The following is a 26,994-nucleotide window of genomic DNA, read 5'->3' as shown; positions in this document are numbered from 1 at the left end:
CAGCGTCTTTTGATTTTCAACTTGTTTTATTTCCAAGACTTTGACATCAATTCAATCAAAGGATTAACTTGATGCTTTTGACCCTTTAAATAGGAAACATAAAAATCCATTTTACTAGCATCATCGCTGATTGGGATTTTTACACGGTCGCCATCATTAACGGGTAGGTGATCACCATTTCTGGAAATATTGGTGCTGAAATGGGGAAAATTAGAATATTGAGTTATTTCTTTAAAGGCATCATATTGTTCTTGATATAAAAACTTGGCATCGGGAATGTTATCTTGAATAATTTGTTTCCAAATACCGATATCGTTGACGACAATAAAGCTCATCCCTTTTAATTCTTCAAATTTTACGGAATTCTTGTTAGCGAGATAAGTGAATTTGTCTAAGTTGACTGACAACTGTTCGCTTCCAATAAAGCGAGATTCAATCGAATCAGTCATGATTTCATGATTGGTAACAATTACAGAAAAACTGTGATTCTCTAAGTCGTTGATAACTGCAGCTTGTTCTAACAAATCATCATTAACTACAACGTTGTCAGGGATGTTGTCCATTGAATGCAACATGATTATTGGTCCGGGAGCAATCGAACCGATTCTTATTGTCGTGTGACTGGCTTCATATGCTCGGACAGTCTCAATAAAACTTTGGTTTTGATCCAAAACCTTTTGCGCTTCTTTAGCTGCCAAAATTCCGGTTTTAGTCAAAGAAATATGATTAGGCTGGCGGTCGAAAATTTTAACATTGAGTTCTTCCTCAAGCTTTTGCATTCCTCGTGTTACTGTTGGTTGGGTCACCATCAATTCTTCAGCTGTGGCCGCTAATGTTCCAAATTTACTAAAAGTAACTAATTCCTCAAGCAAGTAATTATCGATCATAAAATCACCTCATTGTGTTGCTATACGTCAAACGTATAGTAGCATGCTTATCTGGTAATTTTCAAGTGTCTAGTATCCACATATAATGAACTCATCAATCAAACACAGAGGTAAACAAATATGGATACGGTTAAATTAAATAATGGAATCGAAATGCCACAATTAGGATTTGGAGTTTTCCAAGTAACCGACTTAGAACAATGTGAACAAGCAGTTGTTGATGCAATTGCTTCAGGTTACCGATTAATTGATACAGCAGCAGCTTATCAAAATGAATCAGCCGTTGGTCGTGCTATCAAACGTAGTGGAGTTGATCGTAAGGAATTGTTCATTACATCAAAGCTTTGGGTATCAGATGCCAATTATGAACGAGCAAAGAAGGGTATCGAAACTTCATTAAATAATCTTGGAGTTGACTACCTAGACCTATACTTATTGCACCAACCTTATGGGGATGTTGCCGGTGCATGGCGTGCTTTAGAAGAAGCTTACAAAGCTGGTAAAATTCGTGCTATCGGTGTTTCAAACTTTTATGCCGACCAATTGAAGAATTTGGAATTATCCAATGAAATCAAACCAGTAATTAACCAGATTGAAGTTAGTCCTTGGTATCAACAAGATTCAGAAGTTGAGTTTAACCAAAGCGAAGACGTTCTGGTTGAAGCTTGGGCACCTTTCGCTGAAGGTAAGCATGACATCTTCACTAATGAAACTATTAAAGAAATTGCGGATAAATATAACAAATCTAATGGTCAAATTATTTTAAGATGGTTGCTCCAACGTGGAATCGTGGTAATTCCTAAGTCAGTTCACAAGAATCGTATGGAAGAAAATATCAACGTCTTTGATTTCAAGTTAACTGATGATGATATGAATGTTATGAACAGTCTTGATAAAGGTGAGAGTCAATTCTTTGATCACCGTGATCCTGTAACAATCGAACAAATCTTTGGAACAAGTTTGGCTCAATTAAAATAGTTGGAGAGATAAAAATGAAAAAAGTATTAGTATTAGGCGCAAATGGACAAATTGCAAGAATAGTTGAAGACAGAATTTTGAAGGAACAAACAGATGTTGAATTGACATTATTCTTGCGTAATAGCAGTCGTTTATCAGAATTAAGTTTACATAAGAACGTCACTTTGGTTGATGGTGACATCAATGACTTTGAAGCTGTTAATAATGCGATGAAGGGTCAAGATATTGTTTATATTTCATTTGTTGACCACGACGACAACAATACTATGACTAAGAATGTTGTTAAAGCTATGAAAGAAAATAATGTTGACCGTGTCATTGAATCAAGTTTGTTAGGTCTATATAACGAAGTTCCTGGCGAATATGGTCGTTGGAACTACAGTATGGTCAAAGGTGGCTTGGACGCTGCAATCAATGCTGATAAGTTGCTTGAAGAATCAGGCTTAGCATATACAACATTGCGTTTCCCATGGTTGAATGACCGTGACGAAGTTAAATATGCAATCACACACAAGAATGAACAATACCTTGGAGTTTCTGGATCTCGTCAAAGTATGGCTGATGTAATCGTGAAAATCGTTGCTGATCCAGACTATTTGAAGAATGATTCAGTTGGTATCGCTGATGCTGACACACAAGGTGAAGACAGACCTGTATATTAGGGATGGCATGACAGTTAATAACTCCTAATTGGAAAAAATAACGCTTTGGATTAGATATAAATTCTAAATCCAAAGCGTTACTTTTTTGTTTGAAAGTCTGATTTCGATTAGCCCCAAACCTCATCAATAATAGATTTAACCAAAGCTAATTTTTCCCATTGCTGTTCAGGAGTAATTACATTGCCTTCTTCAGTGGAAGCAAAACCACATTGAGTTGATAACCAGAGACGGTCTAATGGAAGATATTGACTGGCTTCATGGATACGATCGATAATATCTTGGCGTTTCTCAAGTTTACCAGTTTTAGATGTAATCAAACCAAGCACAACTTTCTTATCGCCAGAAACTTTTGCCAATGGAGCGAAACTGCCGGCACGTTCAGAATCATATTCGAGGAAGTAAGTATCAACATTTTCTTGACCAAAGAGGTTGTCAGCAACGTTGTCATAACCACCAGAGAATAGGAATGAGGAATGGAAGTTACCACGACAGATGTGTGTGTTGATGGTTAGATCGTCAGGTAGGTCAGCGATTGCGCCATTGTTTAGTTCGAGATAGATATCTTGGACATTTTCAGCGACCCACTTTTTACCTTCGTCAGTTTCTAGAAACTTCTTATCCAACAAACGTCCCCATGAACAGTCATCTAATTGAATGACACGAGCTCCTTCGTTATAAAAAGCTAAGATGGCATCGTGATAAGCTTTTTCAACATCATTGTAGAATTCCTGTTTGTCTGGATAAATGCGATTCAAAGCATCGAGATTTTTGCCGCGAGTCAATTCACGATAGAGTTGAGCGGGAGCAGGGATGGTTTGTTTTGGAAGGATGCCACCGATTTTGTCAGTGATGGATTTAGTAAATTTGAAATCTTGGATGAATGGGTGAGTGTCAGCGTTGAAACTAATTTTATCAGTTAGAACGGCTGTATCATCACGGGAGCGACCGTTGGAAAAGTCATATCCTTCACCGATATGTGTGTGTTTAACACCTTCAAAGCCCCAGAAAAAATCGAGGTGCCAATATGAACGGCGGAATTCACCATCAGTTGCGTAATCTAGTCCGGCATCTTTTTGTTGGTTGATCAATGTTTCAATAGCGTCATTTTCAACGTTTCTTAGTTCGTCAGCGTTAATCTTACCAGATTCGAAATCTGCTCGAGCTTGTTTTAATGCATCTGGGCGTAGGAAACTTCCTACATGTTGGAATCCGATTTTTGTTGTTGTGTTTGTTGTCATAGTGTAAATCCTCCTCAGGGTTTTTAGCTTATTTTTATCTATTTTGTTGTTGTGTGGTAGGAGTTGAAGGTGTGGATGAGTTTTAAGTGCAAGGAAGGTAAAGCAATCGTAGTTGAGCGGTATATCGGAACGTCAATTAGACGTTCCACATAAGTTGCTCTAGGTGGACTAATATTTAAGGGTTGGTTTTAGGTTTTTCCTTTAAATATTAATTTTTTTAGTTGTCCTTGGTGGCTTGTCCACCAAGGGCAACTAAAAAAATCGCCCCTACAAATACAGAACTTCTCTGCAATGTAGGGACGATTACCGTGATACCACCCTAATTCGTATCTTGCTTACACAAAATACCTCAACGACACTAACATGTCCGGGATGATATCGCATCCTTGCGTACCTTTGGCTTTCACCTAGGTAAGACTCCAAGCTCATCTTCAGTTAACTTTTGTTCCGTCTTTTCACTATTCAACGGTCACTCTACAAACTACTCGTTAACTTACTCTTCTCTTCAACGTCTAATTAGATTAAATAAGTTTTAATTATTTGATTGGTGATAAATTTACACCATGATTTTTATTTTGTCAAATGTGTTTTAGAAATATTTTTATTTATTTGTATCAACAATGTTATCTGGCTTTTGACCTTCGATCAATGCTTTGTTGGAATCAAAGGCTGTTGTGATCATATTGTGGATGGCTGTTTCAGTGTAGAAAGCACTGTGTGGTGTAACGATAACGTTTAATCTCTTAGCTAAATTACGGATTTTTTCGTTAGGAATATTATCAATGCTGCTCCAAACTTTTCCAAAGACTGAGTTTTCATCGTCCAGAACGTCTAGTCCAGCACCGCCGACTTTACCACTGTCCAAGCCTTTGATTAAAGCATCGGTATCAATTAATTCACCACGAGCACAGTTGATGATATAGACGCCATCTCTCATTTGGGAGATAGCTTCATCGTTGATCATGTACTTGTTGCTATCGAATAATGGCACGTGAAGGGTGATGATGTCTGATTGTTTGTAAAGCTCTTCTAGTGTGTCAACGTATAGTCCTTGTTTTTCAATGTCAGGATTATGGAAAACATCGTAGGCAACTACTTTAGCACCAAAGCCTTGTAAAATTTTGATAACAACACGTCCGATGTGACCTGTACCAACGACACCAACGGTTTGTTCACGGTATTCTTTACCGATTGTTGGAGCCCAAGTGAAGTCACCGTTATCCATTTTTTGATCAAACTCTGGTACTCGACGGAGTAAACGTCCCATCAAAATTACGGTATGTTCAGCGATTGCATTTGGAGAGTAGACTGGAACATTTGTTAGAGTGAATCCTAAGTCATTGAGATCTTGGAATTTGAAATTGTCGAAACCGACGTTACGAATGGAAATATATTTAATACCTAATTGGTGGAGAACTTCCAGAGCTTCACGTGTGTATGGTGAAGTTTGGAGCGTTACGACACCGTTACTACCTTCAGCCAAACGCGCTGAATCAGCGGTTAAAGTGTATTCAGTAAAGCCCACTTCAATGTCTGGATGAGCAGCTTCCCATTTCTTTAGAGAAGGCTGTTCATCTTCACGGATTCCGTATGCAAATATTTTCATTTTTTTCTGTTCCTCCTATGTAGAACCTATATATGTTCATTAAAACAGAAAATTGGAACCGCTTCAAAATTTAACCATTAAAAAAGCCGTAAACATTTGAGTTTACGGCTTTGTCAGTTGAATTATTCTTCTGAAATATCGACTGGATATTTAGGAGTTTTATTTTCCAACATTTTTAAATTATCCGTTAATGAATCAAACACCATATTGTGAACCGCAGTTGTCGTGTAGAAAGCTGTATGTGGTGTGATGATGACATTATCACGATTAATTAAAGCTTTGAATTGGGGATCTTTGACGTCATCTAGACTGTTGAATTTCTTTTGGAAGACAGCATTCTCACTTTCGAGAACATCCAAACCAGCGGCGCCAACTTTGCCACTATCTAGTCCGGCAATTAAAGCATCAGTATCAATTAAAGCACCACGGGCAGCGTTGATAATAACAACACCGTCTTTCATCTTGGCAATGGCTTCGGCGTCAATCATATGAACATCCTTTTTAGCCAATGGCGTATGGAGCGTTAAAATATCAGCTTGCTTCAAAACTTCGTCCAAACTATCAACGTAAATACCGAGGTTTTCCAAGTATGGATTAGGTTTGATATCGTAAGCAACAACTTTGGCACCCATGGCTTGCATAATTCGGGCAACGACGGAACCAATGTGACCAGTACCAACAATACCTACAGTTTTTCTATTGATTTCTTCACCAATGGTTGGGAACCAGCTGTAGTCAGCGTTATTGAACTTCTTATCGAACTCGGGTACACGTCGTAGCAAGCGTAAAATCAAGCTGGTAGTGTGTTCAGCAATTGCATTGGGTGAGTAAACAGGGACATTGGTTAATGAAAATCCTAGGTCACGGAGATCTTGGAAGTCGAAACCGTCCAAACCAACATTACGAACTGAAATTTTAGTGATGCCATAATCGTGTAATTTTTGTAGTGCTTCGCGAGAATAAGATAACATTTGTAACGTTACAACGCCGTTATATCCTTTGGCTAACTCCGCAGTTTCAGTAGTTAAAAATTGATCCGTATAGGCAATATCCACCTCGGGGTGAACATCCGTCCATTCTTTTAAGTAACCTTTTTCGTCTTCACGAATTCCGTATAGAAAAATTTTCATGTAATCCCTCTTTCTTTATTATTAGATTTTTCTAAATTAATTAGCTTTTTCTAATAATTAGTTGTTATTAAGTTTAACGCTATTTTTCATAAAAGAAAGAGAATTTAAAAAATTCCATAAAAAAATCATCTCGCATTCCGATTGAGATGATTTTTTTTGAAGGATTTTTGTAATGACAGGTTTAAGGTATGGCAGTGACTATCTACCAACCGTAGGTAAATATTTTTTTGATTTTAATATGGATTAACTAGCTAGTTCTGCTGCTTGGACTGATTTTTCCAATGCTTCAACGTCAAAATCACGTGAGAATTCTGCTAAGTGAACTAAATTTCTCAAGAAGTCGTGAGTTTTGGCCTCGTAATGATGTTTCAAGCCCAATTTATAGATATAGCCGTTGATGTAATCAACTTCGGTGTTACGATCTTTGGACATATCTTGATACATTGAAGGGTAATGCAAAGGATTGCTGACAGCACTGACTTTCTGAACGGTCTGCCATTCTTCTTCGCGAGTATTCAACAAAGTAATTCCAGCACGTTCACAGACATCAAAAGCCTCATCAATCAACTGTTTGCTTAATTTTTTAGCGACGGGTGATTGAATAAATTCGCCCATTTGAATGCTAAACATGGTACAGAGCGTATTGACGACGGAGTTGAAGATAACTTTAGCCATCAATGTTCCCAACAAATTAGTGGTCAGAACAGGATTCAAGTTGGCCTTTTGAAAATCGTCGAAAATCTTATGAGTCATTTCATCAGGAACTTCAGTTTCGTTGGCCATATGCATACTACCAGCACCCTTAGCACCGATAAAGTCGACATCGCCAGGTCCATTCAAGACAGTACCAATCATGGCAGTAGCGCCAATAACTTTAGTCTCGTCAAAGTATTGATTGAGCTTTTCCAAATGACCCATACCGTTCATTGGCGAGACAACATATTGATGATCTTTAAAGCAACGAGCAGTGCGTTTCAAAGCATCAGCCAATTGCATTTGTTTAGTAAAGACAATCCAGACATCCGGGTCACCTTGATAGTTTTCGGGAGTATAAATGTCAACGGGCACCAAGTGCTTGTTTTCATGATCACGAGAAACAAAAACTCCATTTTGCTGCTGAATCTTATCAACCTGAGGCTGCCAGATTTCAACAAAATCAACATCAAAACCAGCTTCCTGTAAAAGAACCCCATATCGCAGGCCCATAGCACCTGCACCCAATACTGCGTATTTCATAAATACCACCTCCGAAATTTGTAATTGCAATATTAGAACTAAATTAGAGAATGTCAATACAAAATTAGATTATTTTAACTGAATGTGGTGGCAGTTTTAGACAGCCTAATATAGTAAATAAAAGTTCAAAAAAATAATTATATTTTTTGTAGAATTACTAAGTAACTATGAGGTTGCGGTTACTTTTTAGTGAGTAAAGTTAAATTTAATCGGAGGAGGGCAGGGATATAAGTACGCTGTGGAGGTGGCGTTATGGCTTTAGCCATTACATCACGGGGCGACTTTGGAGACTTGCCGAACTGTGGCAAGGCTTCAAAGCGAGGGTCGAGACCGCTCTTTGGCTCGAGCCGGTCCCCATAGCGGACTTATATCCCTGTCCTCCGGAGAAATCAAAATTAAATATTGACAAATCGTCTTGATGATTATATGATTAGCACAATTTAAATCTAATCAAATTCTAATTTTGAAGGGAGGTAGTCACAATGTTTATTATTTTGCCAATTATTGCTGTCATTATTATTTTGCAAAACAACTTGGACCTTGTGATTCGCCTACCAACTAATTAGAGATTTTGGCAATGAATGACGATAGGGACTCCAAGTTGAACGTAGACTTGGGGTCCCTATTTTTATCTCTAGGGGGTGGTTTTATCGGAAAAAAGGCAAATAAAAAGACGAAACCATTGAGATTTCGTCTAAAAAATTAATCTGCATCATAGCGATTTAAGACATAAATTGCTAGAACAACGATCACAGCACCAATAATTTCAGGAATATTAACTGAATATTGCAAGAAGATGATACTTAAAACTAATGTTGTGAATGGTTGAACGGCATCAGTAATACTAATAATAGCTGCCGTTGTATACTTTGTACTCATAACCATGAGTAGGAAAGCCATAACTGTTCCCAATAAGATAACTGTACCAACGCCTAGGACGCTAGCCATACTCATTTTAGGTGGATTGACCCAAATGGGATTGAAGAAGTTGGAAATAATACCAGCTATCAACATACCCCAACCGGTAATCAAAATACCGTGATATTTAGCAATCAAAGTTTGGGGAATGGTGATGTAAAGGGCAGCTGTGATACCACTGCCGATACCCCAGATAACAGAGATAAGCGGAATTGATAAGTGACCGATATCTCCACGAGTAATCATTAAAGCAACACCAATCATTGCGAGGACAAAGGAGATGACATCAACACGAGAGGTTTTCTTTTTAGTAAATATGATTGCACCAATCATTATGAAAAGTGGTGAGAGATACTGCAAGATGGTAGCAGTTGATGAATTACCTGTTTTAATAGCATGAAAGAAGGTGAACATATTAGCTAGCAGTCCAAAGACGGCAAAGCTAAGTAATGTTAAAAGATCTTTCCAGTTTTTAAATACAGCGAAAAATTCACTTTTTGGTAGAACAAATAGTCCTACAATTAATAAGATAATTCCTGCAACAGTTGTTCTGGTGGCGATGAACCACATCGCAGGGATATTAAGGTTCTTAGCTACAACTTGTAGAACAGTACCAGAAATTCCCCAGAGAGCAGAAGCACAAAATGCTAACCAAAACCCTCGATCAAGAGTTTTCTTGGCCAACTTTTTACTTTCTTCCATTAAAAAATATCCTCCTAAAAACTAATAGGACTATTATACCTGTCGTTATTCGATTTTGACTATTATTTTTTTAATATCAGGACTTTTGGCATAAAAGATAAACACGTAATACCATGACAATAGTGACTTTCCAGTGCTTTATGTATATCGTATTTATTTTTTTATAATATGAAAGGTTGGTAATTAAATATGAATTTTGATGATTTTTACCTGATAAGAACCAGCGGGGGATTCGACGGTAACGATGTCACCAATAGTATGTTTATTTAAAGCTCGGCCAATAGGTGAGGTGAATGAAATCTTATTTTCGTCCAAATTAGCCTCTTGCTTGCCAACTAATTGGTAGGTCAATTGATCATGATCGTCCATGAATTCGACTGTCACGAATTTACCAAGATCAAGAATACCATTATCAGCAGGCTCGACGACTTTGGCATATTGTAATTGTTTGGTTAAGAAATGTAAGCGACCGTTTAAACGACCTAATTCTTGCTTAGACGTAGTGTATTCAGCGTTTTCGGAACGGTCGCCTAGGGCAGCAGCTGCTGCAAGATTTTTAATTTTTTGTGGACGTTGTTGTTTTAAATCTTTAATTTCTTGCTCGATGGCTTGATAACCAGCCGGGGTCATTTTATTGAAAATTGGCTCCATAATAGTAAAACCTCGAATTTCTTGAATTTCTAAGACCAATTTATCGCAAAATTAAAGTTAAGGCAAAAAAAGAAGCATCCTTTGCAAGGATACTTCTTTTTTTTGATGCTATAGATTTTCATCCATGTTAAATGTAAGTTTTGAAATATTGATACCCTTTGTATAAAGGTCACCAAATAGTTTATGAGCCTTGTCTTGCATTTCTTTAACAACCTTTTGGTTACGGTCAGTTAAGAATTCAACTAATTCGTCGCCTGAGTAGTTAGCAGCAAGTTTATCAGTTTCAGCAACGGCCATACGAAGGTCTTGACGAACTTCTGTTAGATAGTCGATGTCGTCTTGAATGAATTCACTGTAGTTTGATTCAACAAGAACTGACAAAGCGTTGTACATCCAGTATGCATCCTTAAAGTTGAATGAAAGTGATGCATTATCATATGAAGCATCTGTCGCGTTCATGTTTGTGTAGAAAGGAATGTATGGTGTAAATGTTGGGAATCCGATACATAACCACATGATAGCGGCATATTCTTCAGGAACGTCATTTCTGATTTGAAGAACGTGTGAGTTTTGTGTTCTGTTCAAACCGATTGGACGGTAACGGTGCTTGTCTTCGTCTGAAGCATATGGGCTGTATGGATCGAATGGTGTTTCATTGTAGTGTGAACCAAGAACATATTCGATATCGTCAACAGAAATCTTGTGATCTGTCTTCATGATGAAAGGTAATTCACCATCTTCTGGATCTTGTTGGATTTCTGGATTGAAGAACTTTTGACCGTACCAAACACGTGGTGTGTTGTAGTGGCGATCCTTCAAGTTGTCAGTACCAAAGATATGTCTGAAGTTCCAACCAGTTTTATCTGTGTTCAAGTGGTTCTTTTCAACGAATTCTTGGATACCTTCTGACCACATAAATTCGTCAGAGTTAGTAAAGTCGACTTGTTGGATTGAAACACGATTAGCACAAACAGCATAACTGTCGTCAGGAATTCTTTGAGCTACCCAGTGGTGACCAGTAACGATTTCCATATACCAAACGTCATCTTTGTCACTGAATAGGACAGAGTTACCAGCAGGTGAACCAAATTTCTTGATCAATTCGCCAGTACGTTCAACAGCACCCTTAGCTGAATCAACGTAAGGAAGAACCATACGAACGATAACGTCTTCGTCCATACCGTCTTTAACTAGTGGGTCAAAAGCAAGTGCACGTTCGTTACCGTAAGTACTTTCAGTAGCAGACATAGCAACGTTCTTGCCGTTAATACCACTTTCATCGTAATAACCAAATTTCTTGTAGTCTACGTTTGGAACAGCGGGCCACTTGTAACCATTTTCGGGTACTTCAGATTCAAAGCCATTCAACCATGACTTAACCTTACGACCCTTTTCACCATTAACGGCGGGGTTTAATACGAAGCTGTGTGGTGCAACAGCAAAGAATGTATCGTCGTTTCTGGCGATCATTGTTGATCCATCTAAACTGGCGTTTTTACCAACTAAAATTGTCGTACAAGCGTCATCCAAATGATTTTTATTCATCTTTAAGAATTCCTCCTCTTTATACTGATTTCATTTTAGCATATCTGAAGTTAAGTGTTGGCTTCATAAGGATGGAAACTTGGAAATGTACTATTTATATATATGCCGTCTACAGAGCTGGGAAATATTCACTAGCTGTGCGGAACGGTCCGAGCCAAAGTGCGGTCTCGAACCTCGGTTTGAAGCCTTGACACAGTTCGTCCAGTCTCCAAACACGTCCGGTGGTATAAGTACGAGAGTGCCTCTCGTACTTATACCACTACCACGGCACACAAATATTTCCCAGCTCTTCCGACTAGTTAATCGTTATTAATTGAATGTAATATTATTCAAATGTATTTGTATTTCAGTAATTTCAGAAGATGAAATATTGTGATAGCTTATCAATTAGAACCGAACGTATTATTAATTGGTTTTAGTTGATTTAAGTTAAGGTATTAAATATGAAGATATAAGATATTGGTAATAAACTTATTCTACTTTCAATTTTCAATACATTTATTTACATTTAATTATTAGGTATTTTAGCTGACATCTTATCTTATTAAATATTATAAAAATGTAATGTAAAGTAAGAGTCGGAAGAGCTGAGAGAATATTCACCCGCTGTGGGTGTGGCGTTATGGCTTTAGCCATTACACCACTGGGCGAGTTTGGAGACTTACCGGTTTTTGGTAAGGCTTCAAACCGAGATTCGAGACCGTACTGTGGCTCGAATCGGTCCGCATAGCAGGTGAATATTCTCTCAGCTCTGGAGATGGAATAAACGTTTTGAAAACTTGTCCTTTAATAACCTCTGAAAATAATGCTATAATTTTCTAAATAATAGGAGGGGCAATAATGGATCTTGATACAAAAAATCAGAGCGATTCTTTTCTGAAAAATCTGCTCTTAGGGTTTCAGCATTTATTAGCCATGTATTCCGGGGATATCTTAATTCCAATTTTGATTGGGGCATCACTAGGATTTAGCGCTAAAGAAATGACTTACTTAATTTCAGTCGACATTTTTATGTGTGGGGTGGCAACACTCCTACAGATTAAGCGAACTCCGCTGACTGGGATTGGTTTGCCAGTTGTTTTAGGATCAGCCGTTGAATACGTAACGCCGTTACAAAACATTGGGCATCACTTTGGGATTGCCTATATGTATGGTGCTATCATCGCAGCCGGTGTTTTCATCATGTTGATTTCAAAGTTGTTTGCCAGTTTGAAGAGATTCTTCCCTCCAGTAGTTACTGGTTCATTGATCACATTGATTGGTTTTACTTTGATACCTGTTGCGTTTCAAAATATCGGTGGCGGTAACGTTGCTGATAAAAGTTTTGGTAACCCAACTAACTTAATTTTAGGATTTACGACAGCCTTAATTATTGTAATTATTAGTATTTGGGGTCGCGGTTTTATTAAACAAATTGCGGTCTTGATTGGTATCGTTGCTGGATATTTACTTGGTATCGGTATGGGCGAGATTGGCTTTAAAACGGTCGGTTCAGCTCACTGGTTCCAAATCCCACAGCCTTTCTACTTTGCGACACCTAAGTTTGAATGGTCATCAATTTTGGTCATGTTGTTGGCAGCTTTGACATGTATGATCGAATCAACTGGGGTTTACTATGCCTTAGCTGAATTGACAGGGGACGACTTGGATGAAAATGATTTACAACGTGGCTATGCTTCAGAAGGTTTAGCAGCTATCTTGGGCGGTATTTTTAACACATTCCCATACTCAACTTTCTCGCAAAACGTTGCAGTCGTTCAATTGTCAGGTATTAAGAAGAACAAGCCAGTTTACTTCTCAGCTTTCTTATTGATTATCTTGGGATTGATTCCTAAGGTTGGAGCTGTGGCTGAATTGATTCCTAACGCCGTTTTAGGTGGTGCCATGTTAATTATGTTTGGTACCGTTGGTATTGAAGGAATCAAGATGTTAACTAAAGTTGAAATGAACAATAACAATATCATGATCATGGCTGTTTCAATCAGTTTAGGTCTTGGTGTGACTGTTCAACCAACACTTTTACATTTCTTGCCATCAACTGTTCAAACGATTTTGAATAATGGATTAGTTGTCGGAAGTTTCTCAGCCATTCTATTAAATCTATTGTTGAATACACATAAAGAGACAAATTAGCAAGTTTAAACACTTTCAAAACAAATACAAAGTTTGGTCATATTTTCATCACATTTAATACGTATACTTATCGAAAAGTTAGATAAAGTACACGTATTTTTTTATACAAAAGGAGTGAAAAATATGACCGAATATAAATATATAAGCGTTGTGATTAACAAGTTTGACCAACCATTTGAAATTAAGTTGGCAACGCAAAATTCTGAAATAATCAATGCTGAATTAATTGATGAGACGGTAGCCAAGATTTCTGAAAATATTAAAGAATATGACGATACATTTTCATTGGAAAATAATGATTCACTATTATCCAGATTTCAAAATGGAGACGAAAGTGGCTTGATGTCATCCAAAATTTTTCAAGAAGTTTACGAGCAGACGATTACTGCTGAACAGATGACACGGCACTACTTCAGTTCCTACTTCAATGGCAAGTATGATCCAATTGGATTGTTGAATGGCTGGATGATTGACCAGATTTTTAACCATTATCTCTTGTCGTTGTTGAGCAGTGAAGGCATTGATGGCGTCTCACTCAAGTGTGGTGAAGATGTTCGTTTAGCCAGTCGTCCCAATATTGATTTTAGATGGCGGATTGCGATTAAGGACCCGATGAATTTGGATATTTTATTGGCAACGTATTACCTACAAAATGGTGCCATTTCAACATCTAATGAGAAACGCAGCTTGAGAAAAGAACCAAGTAACGTTGAACAAGTAACAATCGTCAGTAGTAATGCGCTGGATGCCAATATTTGGTCCTCAGCGGGGATTGCGGCAGGAACGAATAAGTTTCCCCAGTTTATTTCCAAATACCATTTAACAGGCATGCTAGTTGATAAATTTGCTGGAATGGAAAACTTTCGCGATGGATTTTCAGATAAAATAGCAATGTCAAAATGAGACACATAACGTCGTTATGTGTCTCATCTTTTTAGACTTCTTTTAAAATAAATCCAATTTTTTTTCGAATCTTCGTCATAAAACATTCAAAGTTCACCCGTATACTTTGTTTTGTACTAAGAAATGAGGTATTTCTAAATGAAAACTAACAATCAAACTTTACTTAAAAATGAAATTAATCAAATGAATATGAATGTTGTAATTAAACTAGTAGCACTAAGCTCAAGCACTGAAATTATGGAACAGATGAAAGTTTTAACTGAACGTGTCAGTGAACATCTTCAAGAAATTGACAAAATGTTTTCGCCATTTCGTTATGATTCACTGGTTTCAAAATTTCAACGTGGCGATCAAACACCGTTGACCTATTCTAATGAATTTAAAGAAATTTATAACTCAGCTATTTTGTCCCAACAAATGACGAACGGAATCTATCGACCATATTTTGCCGGTAGATTTGACCCTTCGGAAATCGTTAGAAATTGGGCAATTGAGCAAGTCTTTAATGATGAGTTGAAACCTTTGTTAAAGAGTCCTGAAATCGTGGCGGTATATTTAAGCGGCGATGATAATGCAAAATTTGCGACTAGACAAGGTGCAGATTTCCGTTGGCAGATTGATATCGCTGAACCTAAGAATGAGGCAGATGTGGTTACAACGTACTACTTACAAAATGGTGCCATTGCTACAGCTAAAAATAATGACAAGCAAACGACCGTTATCCGTAGCAGTTTAATTGAAGCTAGTATTTGGGCATTAGTTGGTACAGAAGCCAGTGTGGATGAATTTATGCCATTTGTGGCACACTATAATTTGACTGGAATCGCCGTTGGAGCTAATATTTTGAACTTTAATCTTGGTTCTATAATTGATAACAAAAAATTAACAGTTCGAAGATAGCAAAAAGGTACTTGGATTTTTTCCAAGTACCTTTTGTTATTTTACATCAGTAGCAGGAAGCCATTGGTTAGTAGCAACTCGATACATTTGAACACCATTAATTGTTGAAATTTTGTCAGTTTTCAAACTGTATGAAGGTGCATTTTTAACGAAAGTTCCACGGTCATCGTACAATTTTGCATTTGATGAAGGTTGAACAACTTGATTAGTTAATTTATATTCGAAGGAATCATTAGCACTAACCCATTCGTTAGTAGCGATACGGTAGTATTTCTGATCATTAATATAAGTATAACGGTCAGTATACCAATCGCTATCGTTGCCTAACATTCGATCTGTAATAGCTTTATTGGCAGAGGTTACTAATCCTTTAGCTGAATCAGAGAAAGTTTTAACACTTGTGGAGTTGTCATAATAAATATAAGCATCATCGGTATTGATCCATTGGTTGTCAGCGATACGATAGTAAGTTTTACCATTCAAAGTCATTTTTTGAGTAGTAGAAAAATCGCTGTTCGCTGGGATAGTTTTGTCAGTCGCATTACCATTGTTATCGTAAATCGTAATGTCTGTTGAACCGGGATGTGTACTGATTGATTCATTGATTGTTGTTACATTTCCAGGCTTATTGTTCGAACCGCCAGAGTTATTGCCACTACCGCCGGAATTTCCGGAATCAGATATTTTTTTAACCAACGAAACGAGTTCTACAGAATCGTCACTGATGGAATTGATAGAGTAGATATAGTCAGAGTCTACAAATTCATAACCTTTAGGCAGACTATTTTTAACTAAGTTTCCTGCATCAACAGTATCAGTTGAATCATTTGTTAATGATGTTCTTTCGACATCTTTATTATCAGTTGTTTGGTAAGTTACATTAATAGGCTTGTTGCTAAGAGTTTCGGGACGATAATTTATTTCAACTTTTGCAACTAAACCACTAGTATCTGAATCATCGTTAATAATCGTTCCAGGAATGAGTACACCGTTAAATACTTCGTATAAATCTGAAATTCCAAGCGAAAGTACATAATCGATATCTAGCTGTTCAGAGTTTGTTTCTCCTTCAAATTCTGAAATGAGAGTAAACGATTCTACATTAGATAAATTATTATCCAAAAATGTTACCCAATCATTATTTGTGGCACTGCCATATTCGAAAGTCGCTTTAGACGTAAGACTGATGTTGCTATCAGATGATTGGATTATAGATATTGTAAAAGGATCTTTCATCTGTACGTCAATATTTATACTTTCGTTGTTAGTTGTCAGTGTATAATCTCCGATTGAATCGGGATTAGATAGTCTGTAACTGTCAAATCCTTGAATGTTTGCGATATCTTGGATATTCACAGTATCGCCGGAATTACCACGTAGGTAGTCAGTGTAAATTATCTTTCCAGTAACTTCGTCCTTATAATTTACTGTTAAATAGTTAATATCACCTTTGGTATAAATCAGCTTGATTTGATTTTCGCCAGATACGACATAGGGACTGGTAGTTTTGAAAAATGTGTAACCGGGAATTTCTTTAACCTCAGCAAGAGAGTAAGGATTCTCTATGACATCCCCAGTTTTGTATCCAGAAAGAGTTTCATCAGTAGTGCCTGGAATCGCTGTTCCTTTGTCATCAACATGTTGCAGTGTAATTGTTTGGTCCAATGGGACGGAGTAAATTGCTTTCAAAACATAATAATTGATATTTTGATATGTTTTTTCAAATTCCGGAATCATATCATATGTGAGTGTTAACGTACCATCGGAATTGGAGTTAGGAATTTTATCTGAGCCAGTAAATGAAAGATGCGATAGAGCATAACCGTTAAAGACGTAATCTTTGATAGGAATTTTTTCATAGGTTACGTCTTTACTGAAGAGAAGTTCGTCACTTTTTTGACCGACAGTGGCAGAGTTACTATAGGATACGCCAGCATAATTTCCATTTGGATCTCGAAGACTGATCATAATATGGTCATAAGTTTTAGCAATGACTTTTAAAACATAATTGTTATTGCTATCTGCGACTGTAATTGAATCTTGATTATCATCGAGATTATAACCACCATTCAAATCTGAACTTATGGTTGTAGCCAAATCGGCAGGATCAATTTCAGTGCCGACTTCATAGTCTTTTGAAAATGTATAAGGTGTGCCTTGGCTGTCGACAACTTTATTATTGTTCTGATCGACAAAAGTGATATTCACCGTTTGAGTATCTGTATCATCCGTGGTGTCAGTATCGTCAACATCCACACTGTTGGCATCATTTGCGGGAGTAGTTGTTGTGTCAGGCTGTAGGCTAGTTGTAACAGCTTTAACTGGTTGAACCAGCACATTACCTAAGGCTAAAGATGAGCAAAGTAGAATGCTAAGGATTCTAGCGGCTTTGTTTACTTTCATAATGCAAGAACCTCCGTTTTGTTTGAAAAATATTTTTTTGATATCGCTTTCATAGTATAAAATGACAAAATGGATAGTTTGACTCATAACAACATAAAAAATATTTCATAAAATGAGTATTTGCTTAAACAAAAAGGATTGCGAGCTCTTTTTTCAAGAGTCCACAATCCTTTTTGTATACTTTATATAATTAAATTATTTATTAAATTGATCTTGGTCGTCCCAAACATCAACGCTATCCTTGAATCCATCAGGATTACCACTCCAATAGAAGTCACCATACCAAAGGCTGCGTTTGTCAGCGTCAAAACCATTGATTTCTTCCATATCGTCGTCGCTGATTTCAAAATCATAAACGTCCGCATTTTGAATAATTCTTGCTTCGTGAACTGACTTAGGAATTGTGATAATACCGTTTTGTAAGTCCCAACGAAGGATTACTTGGGCAACTGACTTGTTGTACTTGTCAGCGATTGTCTTGAGTCTTGTATCGCCTAGAACTGAACCACCGCCAAGTGGAGACCATGCTTCGAGGTAAATATTATTTTCTTCACAGAAATTCTTAATATCAACTTCTTGGCAAAGTGGGTGATATTCCATTTGGTTAACTGCCGGTTTGATTGAACAAAACTTGAGAATATTGTTTAGTCGTTCAATATTAAAGTTTGAAACACCGATAGCACGTGCCTTACCAGCTTTGTAAATAGTTTCTAGAGCACGCCAAGTGTCTACATAAGTACCACTTACAGGCCAGTGAATCAAAAGTAAATCCACATAATCGGTTTGCAATCTCTTTAATTGACCTTCAAAGTTATCAAGTACTGATTGATAGCCTTGGTCGCCGTTAAAGATCTTAGTTGTTAGAAAAATATCTTCGCGCTTGAGTCCATTTTCTGCTAAACCTTTTTGTAATCCATCGCCAACGCCGGCTTCATTACCATATTGTTTAGCAGTATCAATAGCTTTATAGCCGTGTTTTAATGCCCATTGGACTGATTGAGAAGCACCAGAGTTGTTAACTTTCCAAACACCCAATCCAAGTTGAGGCATTTCGACACCATTGTTCAAAGTTACTGTAGAATCTAAGTTTAAATTCATAATATATCCTCCTATAAGTATAATTTTAACTCAAATATAATTGTGATACTTGGAATTAGTGAATTCATTTGGTATAGTTCAATTGTATACGCTATCAGAACTGAGGATGACGGATTATCTGGGGAAGGCATAGCACATAATATGGACAACGAATTCACAAGCATCAATGAGATAAAAACTAAAATAGTCAATTTAACATCAAATTTGAATTTGCCAAAAGGAACTGAAGCTTTTATTAGCGATATTCATGGTAATGATGATAAATATTTAAATATTATTCGTAGTGGTGCGGGCAATGTCAGTCGTAAAGTCGAAGAGGTTTTTAACGGACGTTTGACCAAGCTCAATCAAAAGAAATTGGTCTGTCTAATTTATTATCCTGAAGAAGTATTGGAGGATATAAATAAAAAGCTGATTGATACAGATGATGCCAAGCAGTGGTATATGGACACAATTAACCGTTTAGTTGAAATTGTGCGTTATATTTCTGGCAAGTATCCCCGCAATATTGTCTATGATGCTCTTGATAGCAATCTCCGAGATATCTCAGAAAAGATAGTTTTCGGCAATTTGGACACGCAGGATAAACAACAGTATTATCGTGAAATGATTAAAACTCTGGTCAATTTGAAGATGGGCGAAGAATTTATCATTTCAATCTGTCATGCTATCCAAAAACTAGCAATCGAACGAATCCATATTATTGGGGATGTTTATGATCGAGGTCGTCACCCTGAAAGTGTTATTAAACAGTTAAGCGATACTTGGCAAAACTTTGATTTCGAGTGGGGCAATCACGACATATTATGGATGGGAAGTTTAGCAGGTTCCAAATTATGTATGCTAAATGTTATCCGTATCTGTGCTCGTTACCATAACCTCAAGTTATTGGAAGATGTTTATGGAATCGATTTAACTTCAATGATTAAGTTTGCTAACCACGCCTATGTGCCAATCCCAAATTTTGAATCGAAAGTTAACCTCACTGGGGAAACTAATGAAGAAAAAGATATCGACAACTGTGTTCAACAAGCAGCTGCCATCATGCAATTCAAGTTGGAAGGTCAGGCAATCAAACGTCGTCCTGAATTTGGCATGAATGACCGTCTATTGTTGGATAAATTAAGCTTAGATAAGAAATCGGTTACCATCGGCGATAAAACTTATCCTATCAAACACGGCTGCTTTCAAACGGTCAATCCGGCTAATCCTTATCAAATTACGCATAGTGAACAGACCGTTATCATCGATCTGATCAATCAATTCACGCATTCAACTCAATTGAACGAACACATGTGGTTCATGCTCGACAACGGATCAATGTACTTGAAGCATAACGGAAATATACTTTTCCACGGCTGTATTCCAGTTGATGAGAAAGGCAACTTTCTAAAGTGGCAACAAGATGGTCACGAGTATTCAGGTAAGAGTTTCTGTGACTATTCAGAATACGTGTTGAAAGATGGTATGAGACACCCCACAACTGGCGATTGCTATAATTCAGATTTCATCTGGTACTTATGGGAAGGAAAGAATTCACCATTATTCGGTCGAGATAAGATGGCAACATTTGAACGTTATTTCATCGATGACGCCAAACTTCAAAAAGAAACTTGGAATCCATTTTTCAAATTGTGTAAGGAAGAATGGTTTGCGGATAAATTAATGAAGGAATTCGAATTGAACAGTCGTGGGCACATAATCAATGGTCACACGCCGAATATCAACGAATCACCAATCATGGCTAACAAGAAGATTGTTGTGGTCAATGGATTATCAGAAGCGGACAACAAGGATAGTGAAATCGGTGGCTATGCATTGCTATTCGATTCATATGGCATGCGTTTGGAGACATTGAAGTCTTTCACATCAAGAAAAAAGTCGATTGAAGAAATGTCGGACGTAGTGATAGCAAAGCAAATAGTAGAGCGTTCGTCCGAAAGAATAACCGTTAAAGATACGGACTATGGTCAAAAGATAAAGAAGCAAATCGAAAAATTAACAGCGATGTTACAGTAACTTTTTGGCTCTAATATATATTACGAAGAAAAAGATGTATTAAGTAGTCAGAATGATTCAAGTTGTTCTGATTATTCGATACATCTTTTTGTGTTTTCTTGCTTTTAATATTGAAAGTTATTTGTCAATTGGAAGTAGAAATTAAACATTAGAATGAAGAGAAATTTAGTTTTAAAACAAGACCCAGCTGTAGGTTTCCGGTGAATGAAGTTACAGCAATGGAGGTGGCGTTATGGCTTTAGCCATTACACCACGGGACGAGTTTTGAAATTCGCGGGTTATGCGAAGTTCAAAATCGAGGTTCGAGACCGTACTTTGGCTCGGACCGGTCCCCATAGCGTAACTTCATTCACCGGAAACCGGAAGCAACATATTTCAATACAACCAAAAAAAGGTAGCCCCTCATCAGGACTACCTTTTAAATTCTACTTAGTTTTTTTATCTTTTTCCCATTTGTCTTTATCATCGTCCCAATTTTCTGAGAGGGCATATTTAGGCAAAATCAAGTTGAGAATAATACCAACAACAGTAGCCACACCAACACCAGTAAACTGGAAAGTACCGATTTGGAGGTAGGCATTACCGATACCGATAACTAAGATAACCGAGGCAATCATCAAGTTACGTTTCTCGTTAAAGTCGACTTTATTATCAACTAGGATTCTCAAACCACTAGATGAAATAACACCGAACAAGACGAAACTGATACCACCTATTACGGGACCGGGAACTGTTTGGATTAAGGCACTCAGTTTACCAACGAAACCGAACAAGGCTGCGAAGACTGCGGCACCCATAACAACGTACACACTGAAAATCTTATTAACGGCCATAACACCGATATTTTCACCGTATGATGTAATAGGAGGACCACCAAGGAAGGCAGCCACGATTGAAGCTGTACCATCACCGGCTAGAGTTTTGTGAAGACCAGGATCTTTGAAGAAATCACGGTGAGTCAATTCATCTAGCACCATGATGTGACCCAAGTGTTCAGCCATTGTAACGAAGGCAATCGGCGCAAAACTCAGGATAGCGCCCCAATAAATTTGTTTGGGCATGTAGTTAACGAACATTAAATCGAAAGCAGGTAACTTGAGCCAAGGTGTTGAGATGACTTTTGAAAAATCAACGATACCTAGGGCAACGGATAGAATGTATCCACCAACGATACCTAGTAAAATAGCGATATTACTCCAGAAACCACGAAGATACATGTTCAATAAGACGGTTAGGAAAAGTGTGAACATAGCAACTCCGAAGTATTTCAAATCGTAGTGAGAACCGTTCATCATGGCGTTGTTAGCAGCACTTCCGGCAACTGACATACCAATGACGATAACGATAGGACCAACAACGATAGGTGGTAAAGCTTTGTCAATCCAGTCAGAACCAACGAAGCCAACAATCAATGAAACAATTAAGTAAACACAGCCGACGGCAATGGTACCTTGTGCGACTCCGGCATAACCTACGGTCTTCATTAACGCGACCATCGGCACAATGAATGAGAAACTGGAACTCATGTAAGCTGGAATCTTTCGGTGAGTGATTAAAATATGAATAATTGTTCCGACACCAGAACTGAATAGCGCGATACTTGGATCAAGTCCAACAAGTAGTGGCACTAAAACTGTGGCGCCAAACATTGAGAATAAGTGCTGTAATGATAGGAAAGCCCATGTGCTTAAAGGTGGCTTTTCATAAACGTCTAAAACTGCATCCGGATTGCGATAGTCTTTACTATTTGGATCCAAAATGAACATCTCCCCCAAGTAAAATTTTGCAAAAAAAATAGTCCTCCATCCCGTGTATGCGAAATAAAAGACTGAACGTGTTTCCTTCTTAGCCTCACGGGACCAATGTTTAAAGGATTCTATTTGATTGCTTTCACTATAATTGAGTTGCAATGCAAAGTCAATAATGAAATACTAAAAGGTGTTAAATTAAAGCGCTAACACAGAGGAGTATTTTTATGGTCGAGTTATATATTGTAAGACATGGCGAAACGGATACAAACTATGAGGGACGTATCAATGGTATGTCTACTGACAAGCCACTTAACGCCAAAGGAATTGCCCAAGTTGAAGAATTAAAAAAATATATCGATATTAATAAATTTGATGAAATTTATTCAAGTCCAATGAAACGTGCGATGCAAACAGCCGAGATTTTGAATCAAAATGTTCACGAAATTAAGCAGGACAAACGTCTTTATGAAGCAGATTATGGTTCATGGGATGGGCTCAAAGAGACGGAATTACATGATAAATATCCTGATGTTTTCGATGAAAATAATTATTTATTGCCTGGTTATACTAAATACGCCAAAAATGGTGAGGAATATGCGGACGTCTACAAACGTGTCGAAGATTTTATGGATGACATGGCTAAAAAAGGTGACGAAAAAATTATGGTTGTCTGCCACGGTTTTGTCAGTCGTTCATTTATGAAAGTCGTTACCGGCGCTCAAAATATTTCACAAATCATCCAACCAGATAATGCAGGTGTTTCAAAGTATGTCATTTCTGACAGTGGCGTGAAATACATGCATTATTATGGTCGAGTAAACAATATCGATTAGAGGTAAATTATGGGACTGACTAATAAAGTACCAGAAGAAGACGTACAAAAGACGTTCAATAATATTGCTGAAAATTACGACAAGCTGAACTCAATTATGAGTTTGGGGACACATCAAAAGTGGCGTCAAAAGGCAACATCCAAAATTACGGTGGGACCTGATAATATTTTGGATCTCTGTTGTGGAACAGCCGATTGGACAATAACTTTAGCCAAACGTTATCCTCATGCTAAAGTTATCGGAATGGATTTCAGCCAAGAGATGTTGAAGATTGCCCAACAAAAAGTCAGTGACGCTGAAGTAACCAATGTAAATTTGGAAATTGGCAATGCTATGAAACTGACTTATCCAGATAATAGCTTCGAGGCAGTCACAATTGGCTTTGGCTTGCGTAATGTACCTGATGCCAATAAGGCTCTGCAAGAAATCTATCGAGTTTTGAAACCTGGTGGGCAGTTGATCTGTCTGGAAGCTTTCAAAGTGGAAACTCCAGTAATCAAAATTGGCTGGCAGATGTATTTCAATCACCTGATGCCCTTGATGGGTAGAGTTTTTGCCAAAAGTCAGTCTGAATATCAATATTTAGACGATTCAGTTAATAAATTTGTCAGTATCAAACGTCTAGCTGAGATGATGCAAGATGTTGGATTTAAGAACATCACTGTTGATAACTTAATGTTTAAGGCAGCAGCCATTCATGCAGCTGAAAAATGACTCCAGGTATGAGAATATTTACCTGCTATGCGGACCGGTCCGAGCCAAAGTGCGGTCTCGAATCTCGGTTTGAAGCCTCGCAAAAACCGTGAGTCTCCAAACACGCCCGGTAGTGTAATTGCTAAAGCAATAACGCCACTACCACAGCGGGTAAATATTCTCATACCTTCCGAATTAAAATTATTTACTAAATACTCCTATTAACAGTAATAAGAGTAACTCTGATATTTAACTTTGAAAAAAGTGCACGAAAAAAGAACACCCGGGGAAGGTGTTCTTTTAATTTTTTAGGGGATTAAATATATATGTTATAGGGGGGATGAGATGAGATTTCTTATCTCTCATCTACAACTAATACTATACTTGATAAGTGTGAACCAAATATTTTGAAATTGTGAAGAAATTATGAATTTTGATTTTTTCTATAAATAAGTCAATATTTTAATACGTAGCAAGCTAACAATCAGAAATGGAAGTGAAAGTCATGTCAAATATTCGCGATGTTGCCAAAAGATCAGGTCATTCAGTTTCAACTGTCTCACGGGTCATCAATAATTTAAGTTACGTTGCTGACGATACGAAACAAGATATTTTGCAAGCAATGGAGGAATTGGATTACCATCCAAACGATGTCGCTCGAGCCTTGAGTACCGGTAAAACTTACATGGTCGGGGTCGTTTTGCCATACATTGATATTCCATATTTCCAAAAACTGGTTTCCGCCATTACTGAAGCAGCGTTTAAAGAAAACTATCAAGTGACGCTTTTGCCATCTGATTATAACGCTAAAAATGAAATTAAATATTTGGAAATGTTGAAACATCAGTCATTCGATGGCTTAATCTTCACATCTCGGACAATTCCCTTTGAAAAAATCATGGAGTATCAACAGTATGGAACGATTACGTGTTGTGAGGATACTTTCGATTATCCGATTTCTTGTGCCTATACCAACCGCGAAGAGTCATATACCAAGGTATTTGATCTATTGCGCAGATTAAAATTCGAGCATATCGGCGTTACACTCACACGTAGCGAAGAATATAGTCAATCGACCAGACAAACCAAAGGTTCATATGAAAAAGTCTTTGGTAAAAAAATTACGCCAAAACATTTGTACATGGGAACTCAAGGATACAGTGAAGGAGTAAAGGCAGCTAAATATTTAGTAGAACGTGATTCTAAATTGCAAGTTGTCTTTGCCAACAGTGACCAGGTTGCAGCGGGAGTTTTGTCAGAACTGCACAAGATGAATATTGATATCCCTGTTATTGGGCAAGAAGATTTAGATTACAGCCGATTGATGAACTTTTCTACCATTGATCATAAATTAATTGAAATAGGCGAGTATGCTTTCTGGTCTATTTTCGAAAAAGACATTGTAAAGAAGTCAATTCCATCAGAATTTATTTTGCGTGGTCAATTGATTAAATAGGTTCTGATGAAGTATGACGCTTCCGGGTGCCGGTGAATGGCAGTCCGCTGTGAGGAAAACGGTCCGAGCCAAAGTGCGGTCTCGTACCTCGGTTTTGAGCCGAAGTTCACGTCTCAAAACACGTCTGTGGTGTAATTGCTAAAGCAATAACGCCACCTTCACTGCGTACTACCATTCACCGGCACCCTCCAGCTAGAGTGTTTTTAGTTTTAAATGTTACTGCATATTTAAATTACGGATGTTTTTAACTTACTTCCATAATATTTTTGGATAATCTTGGTTAATGCTTAGAATATTAGCATTAGATCACGGTTATTTTTTTCTTCTTATTTATGGTTGTATTCTTAGTTACCTGTAATTTGCTGCATATATGAAGAATAAATTAGTCGGAGGTTTCACGAGATATTCACCAGCAGTGAAGGTGGAGTAAGAGCTTCAGCTCTTACTCCACGGACGACTTTTGAGACTTGCCGATTTTGCAAGGCTTAAAAGCGAGATTCGAGACCGAACTTTGGCTCGAATCGGTCCTCACAGCAGGCGAAATATCTCGTGAAACCGGAGACGGCAAAACAAAAAAGACATCCTTGGGGAAGGATGCCTTTTTCTTAGGGGATTGAATATTGTTAATAGGGGGGATGAGAAAAGAGTCGTTGTCTCTAATCTACGGTTTATAATTGCAGGCTTATCATAAAGTTATTTGTTGTTTAAATTTCTAAAAATCATTTGAATCTGGATAGCCCATTGTTGATAAGTCTTTTTTTATTGTATAAATTCTTTTGTCCTTTTGTAGCAAAATTCGCTACATCCCACGAGAGTGGAAAAATTCCGCTCTGCACATATTAGTATAGCTTATTTTTTGCTCAACTACTACCGGCAGGCACCTAAAATACATAAAAAAACACCTCGGGGAAAGGTGTTTTTATTTAGGGGATTAAATATATATGTTATAGGGGGTGAGAAAAGGGATTACTTATATCTCTCATCTACAATTTATATAATACTGAATCTTTATGAATTAAATATTCTGAAAATGTGAAGATTTTGTGAATTCGGTGCCAAAAGTTACATTTTGTAGAGTTTATCAAGATTCAGAAATGTATGAATGAAATAAAAAAAGAGTCCAACAATCTAAATTACTAGGATTGTTAGACCCATTTGAAAAGTCGAAGTTAAATTGATACTAAGTTTTAAAGATTGAAAGTATTAAAAATGTTAAAAAATACTTTCAACCAAATTATTTAAGATTTAAACA

At 37.4% G+C, this 26,994-nt stretch carries 20 protein-coding genes; 9 read left to right on the top strand and 11 right to left on the bottom strand.

Translation table 11 applies throughout. The annotated features are described in order from the left end of the window. Window positions 1-26: 26 nt before the first annotated feature. Window positions 27-887: a LysR family transcriptional regulator gene (locus AAA923_RS04865; protein WP_338215066.1), complete on the bottom strand. Its 861-nt coding sequence runs from the start codon at window positions 885-887 to the stop codon at window positions 27-29. A 120-nt stretch (window positions 888-1,007) separates the two neighbouring features. Here AAA923_RS04865 and AAA923_RS04860 point away from each other — a divergent pair, with 120 nt between their 5' ends. Beyond that, window positions 1,008-1,865 (top strand): aldo/keto reductase, encoded by an 858-nt coding sequence (locus AAA923_RS04860; RefSeq protein WP_338215063.1) that lies wholly within the window; start codon window positions 1,008-1,010, stop codon window positions 1,863-1,865. Window positions 1,866-1,879: 14 nt separating this feature from the next. Next, on the top strand, window positions 1,880-2,527 hold the full coding sequence (locus AAA923_RS04855; RefSeq protein WP_338215062.1) for an NAD(P)H-binding protein: 648 nt from the start codon (window positions 1,880-1,882) through the stop codon (window positions 2,525-2,527). Between the two features lie 107 nt (window positions 2,528-2,634). Here AAA923_RS04855 and AAA923_RS04850 read toward each other — a convergent pair whose 3' ends face one another. The 7 genes from AAA923_RS04850 to AAA923_RS04820 form a co-directional block, all read right to left on the bottom strand. Then, window positions 2,635-3,765: a 5-methyltetrahydropteroyltriglutamate--homocysteine S-methyltransferase gene (locus tag AAA923_RS04850; RefSeq protein WP_338215061.1), complete on the bottom strand. Its 1,131-nt coding sequence runs from the start codon at window positions 3,763-3,765 to the stop codon at window positions 2,635-2,637. 601 nt (window positions 3,766-4,366) lie between these two features. Beyond that, window positions 4,367-5,371 carry a D-2-hydroxyacid dehydrogenase gene (locus tag AAA923_RS04845; protein WP_338215059.1) on the bottom strand — a complete coding sequence of 335 codons (1,005 nt, stop codon included), beginning with the start codon at window positions 5,369-5,371 and terminating at the stop codon, window positions 4,367-4,369. A gap of 122 nt (window positions 5,372-5,493) precedes the next feature. Beyond that, on the bottom strand, window positions 5,494-6,501 hold the full coding sequence (locus AAA923_RS04840) for a D-2-hydroxyacid dehydrogenase (RefSeq protein ID WP_338215057.1): 1,008 nt from the start codon (window positions 6,499-6,501) through the stop codon (window positions 5,494-5,496). Window positions 6,502-6,744: 243 nt separating this feature from the next. Further along, complete coding sequence (locus AAA923_RS04835) at window positions 6,745-7,737, bottom strand: ketopantoate reductase family protein (RefSeq protein ID WP_338215055.1); 993 nt, start codon at window positions 7,735-7,737, stop codon at window positions 6,745-6,747. A gap of 702 nt (window positions 7,738-8,439) precedes the next feature. Beyond that, window positions 8,440-9,357 carry a DMT family transporter gene (locus tag AAA923_RS04830; RefSeq protein ID WP_338215054.1) on the bottom strand — a complete coding sequence of 306 codons (918 nt, stop codon included), beginning with the start codon at window positions 9,355-9,357 and terminating at the stop codon, window positions 8,440-8,442. A 183-nt stretch (window positions 9,358-9,540) separates the two neighbouring features. Next, window positions 9,541-10,008 carry a transcription elongation factor GreA gene (gene greA / locus AAA923_RS04825; RefSeq protein WP_338215053.1) on the bottom strand — a complete coding sequence of 156 codons (468 nt, stop codon included), beginning with the start codon at window positions 10,006-10,008 and terminating at the stop codon, window positions 9,541-9,543. Window positions 10,009-10,116: 108 nt separating this feature from the next. Then, entirely contained in the window at window positions 10,117-11,553 is a 1,437-nt protein-coding gene (locus tag AAA923_RS04820; protein WP_338215052.1) for a C69 family dipeptidase, read from the bottom strand. A gap of 840 nt (window positions 11,554-12,393) precedes the next feature. Here AAA923_RS04820 and AAA923_RS04815 point away from each other — a divergent pair. The 3 genes from AAA923_RS04815 (at window position 12,394) to AAA923_RS04805 (ending at window position 15,489) form a co-directional block, all read left to right on the top strand. After that, a complete protein-coding gene (locus AAA923_RS04815; protein ID WP_338215050.1) occupies window positions 12,394-13,686 on the top strand; it encodes a nucleobase:cation symporter-2 family protein in 1,293 nt (430 codons plus the stop codon). A gap of 123 nt (window positions 13,687-13,809) precedes the next feature. Further along, window positions 13,810-14,589, top strand: coding sequence for an FAD:protein FMN transferase (locus AAA923_RS04810; RefSeq protein WP_338215048.1), 780 nt, complete (start codon window positions 13,810-13,812; stop codon window positions 14,587-14,589). A 138-nt stretch (window positions 14,590-14,727) separates the two neighbouring features. Beyond that, on the top strand, window positions 14,728-15,489 hold the full coding sequence (locus AAA923_RS04805; protein WP_338215046.1) for a hypothetical protein: 762 nt from the start codon (window positions 14,728-14,730) through the stop codon (window positions 15,487-15,489). Between the two features lie 36 nt (window positions 15,490-15,525). On the opposite strand, the gene AAA923_RS04800 is transcribed toward AAA923_RS04805, so the two are convergent. Beyond that, window positions 15,526-17,892, bottom strand: coding sequence for an SLAP domain-containing protein (locus AAA923_RS04800; protein WP_338215044.1), 2,367 nt, complete (start codon window positions 17,890-17,892; stop codon window positions 15,526-15,528). A 195-nt stretch (window positions 17,893-18,087) separates the two neighbouring features. Then, window positions 18,088-18,990: an aldo/keto reductase gene (locus tag AAA923_RS04795; protein WP_338215042.1), complete on the bottom strand. Its 903-nt coding sequence runs from the start codon at window positions 18,988-18,990 to the stop codon at window positions 18,088-18,090. A 141-nt stretch (window positions 18,991-19,131) separates the two neighbouring features. Between AAA923_RS04795 and AAA923_RS04790 the strand changes: the two genes are divergently transcribed. Beyond that, a complete protein-coding gene (locus AAA923_RS04790; protein WP_338215040.1) occupies window positions 19,132-21,009 on the top strand; it encodes a fructose-bisphosphatase class III in 1,878 nt (625 codons plus the stop codon). A 425-nt stretch (window positions 21,010-21,434) separates the two neighbouring features. On the opposite strand, the gene AAA923_RS04785 is transcribed toward AAA923_RS04790, so the two are convergent. Beyond that, a complete protein-coding gene (locus tag AAA923_RS04785; RefSeq protein WP_041501025.1) occupies window positions 21,435-22,766 on the bottom strand; it encodes a uracil-xanthine permease family protein in 1,332 nt (443 codons plus the stop codon). A 218-nt stretch (window positions 22,767-22,984) separates the two neighbouring features. Here AAA923_RS04785 and AAA923_RS04780 point away from each other — a divergent pair, with 218 nt between their 5' ends. The 3 genes from AAA923_RS04780 to AAA923_RS04770 all read left to right on the top strand — a co-directional run bounded on the left by AAA923_RS04780 (window position 22,985) and on the right by AAA923_RS04770 (window position 25,742). After that, window positions 22,985-23,593: a histidine phosphatase family protein gene (locus AAA923_RS04780; RefSeq protein ID WP_338215037.1), complete on the top strand. Its 609-nt coding sequence runs from the start codon at window positions 22,985-22,987 to the stop codon at window positions 23,591-23,593. Between the two features lie 9 nt (window positions 23,594-23,602). Further along, window positions 23,603-24,307 (top strand): bifunctional demethylmenaquinone methyltransferase/2-methoxy-6-polyprenyl-1,4-benzoquinol methylase UbiE, encoded by a 705-nt coding sequence (ubiE, locus tag AAA923_RS04775; RefSeq protein ID WP_338215035.1) that lies wholly within the window; start codon window positions 23,603-23,605, stop codon window positions 24,305-24,307. Window positions 24,308-24,791: 484 nt separating this feature from the next. Next, the gene (locus tag AAA923_RS04770; protein WP_338215033.1) at window positions 24,792-25,742 is read left to right on the top strand and encodes a LacI family DNA-binding transcriptional regulator; all 951 of its coding nucleotides are present in this window, start codon (window positions 24,792-24,794) and stop codon (window positions 25,740-25,742) included. Window positions 25,743-26,994: the final 1,252 nt, after the last annotated feature.

Origin of the sequence: Companilactobacillus muriivasis (assembly GCF_036246245.1) — a bacterium.
GTDB lineage: Bacteria > Bacillota > Bacilli > Lactobacillales > Lactobacillaceae > Companilactobacillus > Companilactobacillus muriivasis.
This window is presented reverse-complemented; position numbering and strand designations above follow the sequence as displayed.